The following is an 11077-nucleotide window of genomic DNA, read 5'->3' as shown; positions in this document are numbered from 1 at the left end:
AACGTGATGAGCCGCCACCTGAAGAACGGCGACCGCGTGGTGCTCGACGGCTTCGGGTCATTTAAGGTAGGATTGCGAACGAAGCCTGCCGCCACGGAGAAAGACTTTTCGCCTGCAAAGAACATCTTGGGCAGTCGCCTGAACTTTCAACCCGAAACACACTGGACGGCTGCCGACCGCACCCGTAAAAAGCAGTTTATCCAAGGTGTGGAGGTGAAGATGATTGCAGAGAAGGAGGATGCGAAGAAGAAGAAACCAAAGCCGTAGGAGGCATTCGACCTTACAGGGTTCTATCTTGTATTATCCGCTGCAAGCCCGTTATGCTTGTGGCGGATTTTTGATTTTTGAGAAGCACACACATGCCATTATCTTTACCGATGGAAATAGGAAAGATCTGAAACAACAAACAATAACAAAAGATGTTTACCGCTTGCAGAACATCAGCAAGCGCACCTTGCAACATTATCGTGATACAGGTGTGCTACCGTTTACGCAAATCGGACACAAGTGCTATTACAAGCGCGAGGATGTGGAAACACTTCTTCTTACGAAGTCGAACAAACCTAAAAACAGACAGATATGATGGAAACAGCAAGAGACTTGAACATGGAGACGGACGGGATGCAGCTGGTTGTCTCGGCATTGAGAGGTGTAGGTAAACGAATAGTAGAAGTGGCGGATACACACAAGCCACTCTTTGCAGGCGAACTTTTCCTCACAGGAAAGGAAGTGTGCGAGCGGCTGTATATCAGTCCCCGTACCTTGCAGGACTACCGCGACAGGAAGATTATACCCTACACACAGTTTGCTGGGAAGATACTCTACAAGGCTTCGGACTTGGAGAAGATGCTGGAGGAGAATTACAAGAGCAGTAGAACAGGATAAAGGCAATAAGCGTATATTGCTGAACGGACAACGGTACTCGGATAGAGATGCATCTACTCCAAGTTCCGTTTTATTTATGTCTCAATATAAGAATTTTCGTTCTTTTTGGGTTCATTTTATAATATTTATTGTATCTTTGTCATCGTGAATAGTAATAATTGTTTGACACATAGCAATAAAGGCGTGATGCTATTACAGAAAAATAGGAATTTCTCTGCAACTTTTAACGCTTTATATTTGTGTGTTTCAAATAATCTGCCAACACACTCTCTCCTAATATCTAAAACCGCATTTATACTTTTGTATACGTGCACGAAGCGTGCCGTATTCTCCATAAACAAACGGTTTCCCCAAGGCTTCTTTTGCTCAACTTTATTTCTCTTGAGGCACCTGCAAAGAAGACAAAGAAGAAACCGGCTGGCGGGGGCGGAGGAAGTGAACAGCCGTAATACTTGCCCCTGTTTTAATTATTTTCGCTGCGATGGGATGAGCCTGTCGCAGCGATTATTGACACTCCACATTCTCATCAGACATACAAAAATAGTAACAAGATGAAAACTAACCATAATACAATTCCTGCATCACAATTCCGTGTACTGTTGGCAGGTGCAACTGGTTATCTCGGAAGATTTGTAATGGATGAACTCCTTTGTCAAGGTTATTCTACTAGAATTGTGGTAAGAAATCCCTCACGCATTATCAGTACCTACCCGCATTTAGACATCAGGACTGGCGAAGTAACACAAGCCGATACGCTGAAAGGCATCTGCGAAGGCATTGATGTAGTGATTAGCACTGTCGGTATTACATGGCAGAAAGAGGGGAAGACCTATATGGATGTGGATTTTCAAGCGAATGTCAATCTGATAAACGAAGCGCGCCGCAGTGGTGTGAAACGCTTTGTTTATGTTTCTGTGTTCAATGGTGAACAAATGCGGCATCTGAAAATCTGCGAAGCCAAAGAACGGCTGGTCGATTATCTTAAAGGTTCAGGAATGGACTATTGCATCATTCGTCCTACAGGGTTCTTCTCTGATATGAAAGATTTCTTGCAAATGGCAAAGCATGGGAGCGTATGGCTCTTCGGACACGGTGAGCTGCATATGAACCCAATCCATGGTAACGATCTTGCCCGGGCAATCGTCGATATCTTACAAAGTGACCAACAGGAACTCTGTATTGGCGGGCCAGACGTGTTGACCCATAATCAGATTGCAGAACTGGCATTGCGAGCTTGTGATATGTCTGTAACTATTCACCATCTTCCCGATGTAGTACGCCGTTTCATTCTCTTCCTTTTGCATACATTCACTTCTTCCAAAACCTACGGACCTTTTGAGTTCTTCCTAACCGCTATGGCAATGGATATGCAAGCTCCAACCTTTGGGCAAGAACGGTTGGAGAAATTCTTTCTTCAGTCTGTTGACGAACTATAATTTGGTAGTGCTTTGCAGAGTATTTGAAGTCATAGGTTCTTCTCTCCTACTTTCTTTGAGAGGCGCACGCACGTCATTACCTTTACCGATGGAAACAACAAGAGATTTGAACATAGAGACGGCGAGATGCAATTGGTCGTCTTGACATTAAGAGGTGTAGGGAAACGAATTGTGGAAGTGGCACAGACACACAAGCCACCCTTTGCTGGCGAACTTTTCCTCACAGGAAAGGAAGTGTGCGAGCGGCTGTATATCAGTCCCCGTACCTTGCAGGACTACCGAGACAGGAAGATTATTCCCTACACGCAGTTTGCAGGAAAGATACTCTACAAGGCTTCGGACTTGGAGAGTATGTTGGAGGAGAATTACAAGGGTAGTCGGACAGGATAAAGGCAATAAGCGTATATTGGTGAATGGATAACGGCACTTGAGCAGAGATATATCTGTTTCAAGTGCCGTTCGTTTATTGGTAAGTTCTTCGTTTAATCATTTTTCTATTCTGCGGTAAACTGTTGTCCTTTATATTCTTCTTTAAACTCCGTAACCGTCTGTCCTGTTTGTTTTTTGAAGAAACGCATTAAATGTCCCGGCTCCGAGAAATTGAATTCGTATGCCAATTCACTGGTAGTTTTGTCAGTGAATAGTATTTCATTCTTGATTTCTGCAAGCAGACGTTGTTTCAGCAAATGTACGGCCGTTTGCCCATATTGTGCCTGTACAGAAGCATTCAATGTGATGCGGCTGATGTTCAGCATGGCTGCATAGTCGGCCACTTGCTGGTATTGGCGAATATGCTTCTCTAAGAGTTGTTTGAACTCAAAGGCATGGTGGTTCTTGGGGGCATCAAAAGGCAGATGGTATTGAGCAGAATACCTACGATTAAGGGTCATGAGCAGATAATGAAGCAAGGATACGATGATGTGATAGCTGTCGGCAAGAGGATGGTTGAGTTCTTCTTTTATCCGCACAAGCAAACGCTCGTATTCTTGTCGTTCCATAGCTGTAGCCGACAGATAGGGTGGGAAATCTGTTTGGTAGCAATAAAGCAAACGATAAGTAAAGAAAGGATCGGCAAGATAGGTTGAAAGAAAATCATCACGGAAAATAAGGAAACGATAATCCGTTTGGCTTTCATCAATGTGCCACTCCTGATGGATGTGCGGCGAAAGTATCAGCACCGTATTGTCTTTCAACGCGATATGTTGAAAGCCATAACGCAGCCACCCGGATGCTTTCCTGAAGAAAAACAACTCGAAGAAGTTGGTTTTGAAAGACGGATACTCCATCAATACGCCCCGCAAACGCTCGTGCGTATCGGTATTGATGTTGAAGTCTACACCACATTCCGTTTTGCTGAAAGGAACTTGTGTAAGTTCTTGGGGGTGATTCTCTAATTTCATGCAATAAATGTACGAATAATTAATGGCTTATCAAAATGGTAGAGCATATATTATTAATGGTAGAATGTGTCTTTGTTTTATGCACGACCTTTGCACTCGTAATCAAAACAAAATAGCATTATGAAAGAAATTAAAATTGTAGAAAAAGGTGAGAACTTCACCACGGTGAACGTAGGTAAGTTGAATGAAATTAAGGAATATGAGTTGGCTATGGGCAATTTCTCTATCCCAGGAAAGATGTTTGCCGGACATGCACTACAAGCAACAGGCGCAGAATTGTCTTTCCAAAGTCTTGCTGCTGGGCAGGATTATGGCACACGCCATATCCATAAAACTCACGAAGAGCTTTATTTCATTCTTAAAGGTGAAGGCATTTTCGATGTAGACGGCAAACGATTTCCCGTTTCAGAAGGAAGCATCGTGAGAATTGCGCCCAATGGCAAACGTGCTTTCAAGAACACAGGCAGCAGCGAAATGCTCGTGCTTTGTGTACAATATAAGGCAAATTCGTTCTCTGATGATGATGAACCACTGAAGGATGCTATTATGCTGGAAGCCAATGTTAAACTTTAATTGTTAATAAACAATGAATATCCAGCAAATAAGAAATGCAACGATAATCGTTGAATATGGGGGAAAGAAAATTCTGATCGACCCCATGTTGGGAAAGAAAGGCTGCATGCCTCCTTTCCCCTTTAGTAGAAATCAACACCTGCGCAACCCACTTCATGAACTACCTTTTCCTGTAGAAGAGATGCTAAAAGGTGTAGATGCGGTGTTGCTTACCCATCTACACGATGACCATATCGATGAGGCGGCCTATGAAATGATGCCTAAAGATATGCGATTTTTTGTGCAAGACGAAAACAATCGGCAGGTGGTGATGTCGCATGGATTTAATCATGTGGAAGTTGTCGGCGACAATACAAGGATTGGGGAAGTGAGCATACAAAAGGCCGAAAGCCAGCATGGTAATTTCATCATGAAGTATCCTGCCGGACATACAGCGGGTTATGTATTCACTCATCCACAAGAAAAGACGCTCTATCACGCCGGAGACACCATCTGGTATGCTGGTGTGAAGCGCAATTTGAAGCGTTTTCGCCCCGAGGTTATCACCCTTAATGCTGGTGGCAATGGCTTTCGCTTGGGTGGACGCGTTATTATGAACGATGAAGATGTGGTAAAAGTTGCTGCAGCTGCACCTGATGCAAAGTTATTTGTGACGCATCTTGAAGGCGTGAACCATAATAGCGTGACGCGTGAAATGGTGAGAAAGCGTGCGGAAGTGGCAGGAATTTTAGACCGCGTCTTTATTCCTGAAGACGGTGAAACGGTAGAGGATTTATAAAGAATAAAGGAAGATATATGGCAAAAACACTCATTGGAACGAAAGAGGTGCGTGGCATCATGACCAAGTCCAACCTCCCTGTTGGTGGCTATTCGGTGAATCCATACGTGGGTTGCACCCATGCTTGCAAGTATTGTTACGCCTCATTCATGAAGCGCTTCACAGGACATAAAGAAGAATGGGGCACTTTCTTAGACGTGAAGCATTGGCCTGCAATCAAGAATCCGAAGAAATATGCCGGACAACGCGTGGTTATTGGATCAGTGACCGATGGGTATAATCCCGAAGAAGCAACGTTCCGCAGGACACGTAAACTGCTTGAAGAGCTCAAAGACAGCGATGCAGAAATACTCATTTGTACAAAGAGCGACCTCGTGTTGCGCGACCTTGACCTGCTCCGGCAAATGAAGAAAGTCACCGTATCGTGGTCAGTCAACACGCTTGATGAGACATTTCGTGCCGACATGGACAAGGCCGTGAGCATAGAGCGGCGCATCGCAGCCATGCGAAAGGTCTACGAGGCGGGCATCCGAACCATTTGTTTTGTGTCGCCCATCTTCCCTGGCATCACCAATTTCAAAGCTATTTTTCATGAAGTGAAAGATATTTGCGACCTCTTTTGGCTTGAGAACCTCAATCTGCGGGGTGGTTTTAAGGCCAACATTATGGGTTATATCAAATCACACTATCCCCATTTGTTCCCACTTTATGAAGAAATCTATTTGCATAAAGACCGAACATATTGGAAGCAATTGGAGCAAGAGGCTGCGAAAATGGCGCAGGAGGCTCAATGTAAGTATGTGGATAATGAATTACCTTACGAACGAAGTCCCAAAGGACATCCCTCGATAGTGAATTATCTTTATCACGAAGAAATCAGAGGGTCAGGAAATACGGGTAAAAGGAATGTTATGCAATAAAACAGATGCGTATCTCTACTGTTGATAGACTACTTGGAGAATAACTACTTATAAGGCTTTCGGTATACTTGAAGGCCTCAAAAAACAGAGTAGCATGTAGTTAGACGGTAGTAATAACCATTCCTACTTTCTGACTACAACGCCAAACCTCTTCCTTTCACCGTATTACCTTTCCTTGTAGTTATGTAGTAAGATAATATCGGTGAAAGAGAAAAGCATATCAATTGATACTGCCACTTCCATATAGGAATATCTGCTCCATCACAGATGCAGGACGTTGTAACTCTTGGCAGATGTATTTCCTGAAGAAGTATGCTTCCATGCTGTCCAATTGATAAGACAAAGCGATGATGTTTGTGAGCGGATAAAGCGGAGCATAACATTTTAACTGCCTATTTACGAATACTTCCAACTCTCCTGCATCCCTTTCTTCGGGTTGCAGGGGATATGCTTTGAGGAGTAGTTGCAGACTATAATTGAGTTTCCTCCATGTTACACCAAAGAAACCTATCAGTTCGCTCTCTGTTACAAACTTAGGTCACCCCCGCAAACTCATCTTCGACCTTCAACCCTAACTTCTGTTCCGTTTACCGTGATAACTTGCGTATTGCTTATTGGATAAAGAACTATCCTTTCCCCATATGCCGCAATGATTTTCTCAACAACCTTCTTGAATGGGAAATTCGTATGGTGAGGCAAAGGATAGAAATCAATAACGTGCAACGCAGAAAAGTCTGGAAGCTCGGGAGCCTTTCTGCAATCATCCATCTCTTTAACATATTCGATATTAGGCGACATAATTATCGAGCCGGCCGACTCCCCGATATACAGTTTCCCTTGCTCTATCTGTTCGACAATGATTTCGTCAGCCCCCGTTTTTCTCAACTCCTGAAGAAGAAAAAACGTATTTCCGCCCGTGATGTAGATATAATCGTTCTTTTCCAACTTATCCCGAATTTCCTGCTCGCTCGCCTGCGTCAGCTCCAATTCATCTACCGTCAGCCCTAATTTCTCAAGAGTTTTTCTACCCGAACTAACGAAAAACTTCACTGACTCAGGGATGCTTGCTGTAGGAATAAATGTCACCCTTTTACCTTCTAAATCTCCACCGGCAAAATCGACAAAAAACTTTGCCACATCTTTGAACGATGATGCCAGGAACAACTTTCTCCCCAACTTATCATTCCTGTTTGCCACTTCTTCCCGAGCAGTCTTATTCTCTCCCATTCCTTTTATTTTTTGCGCATTCACACAGATAGCAAACAACAAGCAAACTATAAATGCAAATTGCCTCATTTCTATTCATTCAATAAATTAAACTTATTAAGAAGCAAGGTAGCGGCAGGCACAAACCTCCGCAACCTTACCCCACAACACTGTCAGCCGACAGTCATTCCACCGCTTATGGTTTAGCCTTCTGCGCCGGTTTCTCAGTCAGCTCATAAGTTACATCCGTAAGCGTGAAATATTTTTTTGAGGGCACGAGCCGCACTACCGGCTTCTCGATGTGCACATTGGCCAAAAACTTCTGCCCCTTAGGCACTGCACGACTCTTGAATGATGGTTTGAGCGTACCGATTTCGCCAAACTCAACAATGTCACCGTTAGCCACGATATCACGCGCAATCTCCGTGGCATAGCTCAGCACGGCCTGCACTTCCTGTCGGTTGAACGTTGTTGATTTTGCCACACGCTCACAGAAATTCCGGAAATCGACACGATGTCTACCCGTCGGCTGGGCAATCTGCACAATCTGTCCGGCTTTCGAGCCGACATTCAACTTGCGTTCCGTAAGAACATACTGCAATGGTTTGTTTGCCATAATATTTCAATTTTCGTACCTCCGTTCATTTCCCCACATCGCCGGAGGTATTAGCTCTGCAGGGAGTTCTTTTTCTCTGATAACGCCATATCTACGAGTTTATTGCCTACAGATTATAAGTTTTTTCATAAAGGCTTACCGGGAATTCATAAAAAGCTCTTGAGTAATCAAGCAAAAGCTCTTAAGCTTTTTACAAAAAGCTTATAAGTAATTCGCGAAAAGCTCTTAAGCTTTTTGTTGAAAGTTCAAGAGCTTTGGTTGTATGTGATGAGTGTGGCAAAGATATGCCTTGCAGTATGCGAAGTAAAAGGAAAAGATATACCTGCCCGTAATCGCAAGGCTTTAAGACAGGACTGATAAGTGGGATATTTGATATGGGGGAGCAGTGTTTCCCTTTCATCGCTGTGCATTTTCTCAATTAATCGAACTGCTCCCGGCAACAGTTTGATACGACAAAGCACACCCGTCTTTTGTCGGTTGAACTTCAACCACAAACTACCTGCATCATCACGGACAAGATGCTTCTTGCTTAGTTCCATCAAATCACAATAGGCTGCACCGGTATAACAGGCGAAGAGAAACATATCACGAGCGGCTTCCATTTCTTCTTCCAATTCATCAAAGCGGAGTGCTTTGAGTTTATCCAATGCCTCTTTGTTAAGAGCTTTGGGTGTTTTCTTGTATCCCCGTTCTATATGTACTTTATCAAACAGAAGCGTATCAGCCATCCCCTCACGATAAGCCAGCCTACAGACGGTCTTCAAATCTGCTGCAACTCTGAAAAATGTGCTTTGCTGATGACCGAGTTCACCGAGACAGAATGTCTGCAATTCATAGATAAAGCTTTCTGTAAGCTGCGAGAATGCCAAATCCGAAACATGGTATTTCTTCTGAATGAACTCCTGCAATCGTTTTCGGGTGAGACGATAGGTAGACATAGATTCTCTCTTCATATCTATACCGATGTGTGCTTCACGCTCCTTGATAAGCATATCCAACCTTTCGATGAGCCTGCATCTTGCCTGTACGCTGCCTTGAAACAGTTCCTTTACATCGGTTGCATCAAATGGCAGGCCTTTGGCAATCAACGACTGATAGGCAGACTGAATGGAAAGCAACAAATTCTCCAATCTCCCATTAATCTCCACCGCTTCACGGCTCTTACCATCCATCCTGCTTTCACGTGGATTCCATAAATCGGGATTGCAGAAGAGTTTACAACTAAACTGGGCAATGGAACGCTCAATGGTAATACGCCCCATAATCGGAGCTCTCCCCGACTTGTCCAGACCGCTCTTTTTAAGGTAGAGCAACACCTTCATTTTCTCTGTTTTCATACGCTTTAATATTTGTGGGCAAAATTACCTGAATTAAAGCGTTCCTCACTTACGCAGAAAACTGCCGACCGAAGCAACAGCCACACGAACGATAATAATTCAGTTACCTATTTCTTCTCCATCGTTACCAACATCAAAACAAGGTAACACTCTGGTAACTGAACTTCTGCCTAAATCTGCATATTTCTGCCCTTTACAATAGAGCAGTATTATGCCAATTCGTGTATTCCCTCCTCATTATCAGTTAGTTTACATCAATTTCGATATTTCTTCATTTTCATTGATTAGTTACGACATGATAATCTGTTCTCCACGTTTGGATAATTTGTTCTCCAAGTCTGGATAATTTGTTCTCCACGTATAAAGATGATTTCTAAAACGTATCTAATTGAGAAAGAAGAAGTTACCTTATAATACAAACTAAACAGGTAACGATTTGGAAACGAGCGAAGTGCTATTAATCGCATATTTCTACATCAACAAAGAACGCTTGTTATTCTAGTTGCAAAGATAATCATTTGCTTTGAATAACAAACGTTTTTGATAAGATTTTCGCTCTTTTACTTCATCCTTGAGTTTTTGAGCGATTGGAAATAGATAGGAGCTGTTATATACTTCTTCCTCGCTTCTTCTTTTTCTTGGCTTGATTTCTAAGTTTGTGCTGCCAGGCTGTCTCGGCATAATCATCGCCGTGTATCTGTGGATTAATAAGTCCACCTGCTCCCAAAATCATTTCTTCGGCAGCATTCAAGGCGGTGCTTGCTACATTTCCTACGGCTTGTGCAATGGATGAACTTTCGTTTGCTTTTGTAGGCGGTATGTACGAACGGCTGGGAGGAACAAGTTGATAGCCTGTGTCTGAGTGAGTTTTATGTTTTGCAGTCTCGTGTGCCATTGTGTGAGCTTTTGTTATCGTCTCCTTTATTTCGGCTTTATTGGCTATCTCAAAGTTTTTCCGCAAAGAGTGGTATCCGAACTCCCTGCCGATTTCGGAAGCCTTGAAACTTTGTCCATTGTAGGAAAACCTCAAACCATAGACTTTGCCCTGCTTATTCTTCAAGCGTTCGATGGTTACACCACTCTTGTTAAGGTCGTAGAGGAACATGGAATGCCCAGTGATGCCTGTGCCTTTGTATTTTTCAAGTAAGGCATAGCAAATCTTCTGTATTTGTTGCTTGGTCTGTTCTCTCGTAGGATTGGCTTTTACTTTCTGATGCTTCCTCTCCGCCCTGACCTCCTTTGCAATGGTCAAGCCTTTCGAGCGGCTGATTTCCTCCGCCACTCTTGCTGTCCTGTTGCTCACAAAGGTGGTATCATAGACCTCTCCGTAAAGGCTGATGCGGTTGGCAATGATATGGAGGTGTCTGTTATCGGTATCCTTGTGCGTTACCGCTACCCATTGGTGGTTGTCAAGTCCCATTTGTTTGGCAAACAGATGGGCTATCCTCATAAGTTCTGACACAGGTAGCTTTCTTTCGTCTTGTGGTGCGATACCGATTTCAATGCGGAGGAACTTGTTCCTGCAACGTGTGTTGTAATCGCTGACCATCTTCATTTCCTCGTAGATAGCCTTCGGTTCTCTGCTGCAAAGATTGTGGAAGGCAAGCCGACTACCGAGCTTGCCCTCTCTGAAAATATAGTCTAAAGCCGTGCTTCCGTGCGCTATCGCCTTACATTTTCCTATCATTCTCCATTAGATTTAAGAGTTTAATTGCTCTTTCCTCAATGCGGTATTTGGGATTGAAGAAACGCTTAAATGCCTCCCTTGCCAGATAAGAAAGACTTTGAGTAATCAGTACCCACGCATCATCCTTTACCTTGATAAGGTTGGAAATATGTGAGAAGAAGTAGGCAGTTCGTCTGAGTAGCTCGATAGCTTCCCTTTCATTGTCGGTCATCTTAGGGACGGCAATTACTTCACCATTC

Annotated in this window: 12 protein-coding genes and 3 pseudogenes; 8 read left to right on the top strand and 7 right to left on the bottom strand. The window is 43.5% G+C overall.

The features are described from left to right. The 5 genes and pseudogenes from HMPREF0658_RS05470 to HMPREF0658_RS05450 all read left to right on the top strand — a co-directional run. On the top strand, positions 1 to 267 hold a 267-nt coding region (locus HMPREF0658_RS05470; protein ID WP_006949229.1), incomplete at its 5' end, for an HU family DNA-binding protein. Next, entirely contained in the window at positions 239 to 583 is a 345-nt protein-coding gene (locus tag HMPREF0658_RS11845) for a helix-turn-helix domain-containing protein (RefSeq protein ID WP_238305473.1), read from the top strand. The genes HMPREF0658_RS05470 and HMPREF0658_RS11845, both read left to right, overlap by 29 nt. After that, positions 580 to 885 carry a helix-turn-helix domain-containing protein gene (locus tag HMPREF0658_RS05460; protein WP_006949227.1) on the top strand — a complete coding sequence of 102 codons (306 nt, stop codon included), beginning with the start codon at positions 580 to 582 and terminating at the stop codon, positions 883 to 885. Before HMPREF0658_RS11845 ends, HMPREF0658_RS05460 begins: the two co-directional genes overlap by 4 nt. A gap of 551 nt (positions 886 to 1436) precedes the next feature. Further along, positions 1437 to 2321: an SDR family oxidoreductase gene (locus tag HMPREF0658_RS05455; protein WP_006949226.1), complete on the top strand. Its 885-nt coding sequence runs from the start codon at positions 1437 to 1439 to the stop codon at positions 2319 to 2321. A gap of 88 nt (positions 2322 to 2409) precedes the next feature. Beyond that, a pseudogene (locus HMPREF0658_RS05450) lies at positions 2410 to 2711 on the top strand (helix-turn-helix domain-containing protein). A 104-nt stretch (positions 2712 to 2815) separates the two neighbouring features. Here the strand turns inward: HMPREF0658_RS05450 and HMPREF0658_RS05445 are convergent. Beyond that, complete coding sequence (locus tag HMPREF0658_RS05445) at positions 2816 to 3721, bottom strand: helix-turn-helix domain-containing protein (protein WP_006949224.1); 906 nt, start codon at positions 3719 to 3721, stop codon at positions 2816 to 2818. 120 nt (positions 3722 to 3841) lie between these two features. Between HMPREF0658_RS05445 and HMPREF0658_RS05440 the strand changes: the two genes are divergently transcribed. From HMPREF0658_RS05440 to HMPREF0658_RS05430, 3 genes are read left to right on the top strand one after another with little or no spacing between them, the layout of a single operon-like run. After that, the gene (locus HMPREF0658_RS05440) at positions 3842 to 4294 is read left to right on the top strand and encodes a cupin domain-containing protein (protein WP_006949223.1); all 453 of its coding nucleotides are present in this window, start codon (positions 3842 to 3844) and stop codon (positions 4292 to 4294) included. A gap of 13 nt (positions 4295 to 4307) precedes the next feature. Beyond that, positions 4308 to 5072, top strand: a complete 765-nt coding sequence (locus HMPREF0658_RS05435) for an MBL fold metallo-hydrolase (protein ID WP_006949222.1) — start codon at positions 4308 to 4310, stop codon at positions 5070 to 5072. A 17-nt stretch (positions 5073 to 5089) separates the two neighbouring features. Next, positions 5090 to 5992, top strand: coding sequence for a radical SAM mobile pair protein B (locus HMPREF0658_RS05430; RefSeq protein WP_006949221.1), 903 nt, complete (start codon positions 5090 to 5092; stop codon positions 5990 to 5992). 220 nt (positions 5993 to 6212) lie between these two features. Here the strand turns inward: HMPREF0658_RS05430 and HMPREF0658_RS10975 are convergent, their stop codons facing one another. The 6 genes and pseudogenes from HMPREF0658_RS10975 to HMPREF0658_RS05405 form a co-directional block, all read right to left on the bottom strand. After that, on the bottom strand, positions 6213 to 6506 hold the full coding sequence (locus HMPREF0658_RS10975; protein WP_139047727.1) for a hypothetical protein: 294 nt from the start codon (positions 6504 to 6506) through the stop codon (positions 6213 to 6215). Positions 6507 to 6544: 38 nt separating this feature from the next. Then, positions 6545 to 7219, bottom strand: coding sequence for a peptidase E (locus tag HMPREF0658_RS05425; protein WP_099838925.1), 675 nt, complete (start codon positions 7217 to 7219; stop codon positions 6545 to 6547). Positions 7220 to 7394: 175 nt separating this feature from the next. Then, positions 7395 to 7814 carry an HU family DNA-binding protein gene (locus tag HMPREF0658_RS05420; RefSeq protein WP_006949218.1) on the bottom strand — a complete coding sequence of 140 codons (420 nt, stop codon included), beginning with the start codon at positions 7812 to 7814 and terminating at the stop codon, positions 7395 to 7397. Between the two features lie 254 nt (positions 7815 to 8068). Beyond that, a pseudogene (locus HMPREF0658_RS05415) lies at positions 8069 to 9151 on the bottom strand (site-specific integrase); the annotation flags it as partial. 607 nt (positions 9152 to 9758) lie between these two features. Continuing rightward, a complete protein-coding gene (locus HMPREF0658_RS05410; RefSeq protein ID WP_006949215.1) occupies positions 9759 to 10838 on the bottom strand; it encodes a relaxase/mobilization nuclease domain-containing protein in 1080 nt (359 codons plus the stop codon). Then, positions 10822 to 11077: pseudogene (locus HMPREF0658_RS05405) on the bottom strand (plasmid mobilization protein); the annotation flags it as partial. The pseudogene HMPREF0658_RS05405 and the gene HMPREF0658_RS05410, both read right to left, overlap by 17 nt.

Origin of the sequence: Hoylesella marshii DSM 16973 = JCM 13450 (genome assembly GCF_000146675.1) — a bacterium.
Lineage (GTDB): Bacteria > Bacteroidota > Bacteroidia > Bacteroidales > Bacteroidaceae > Prevotella > Prevotella marshii.
Note: the sequence above shows the minus strand (reverse complement) of the source record. Positions and strands in the feature narration are given on the sequence as shown.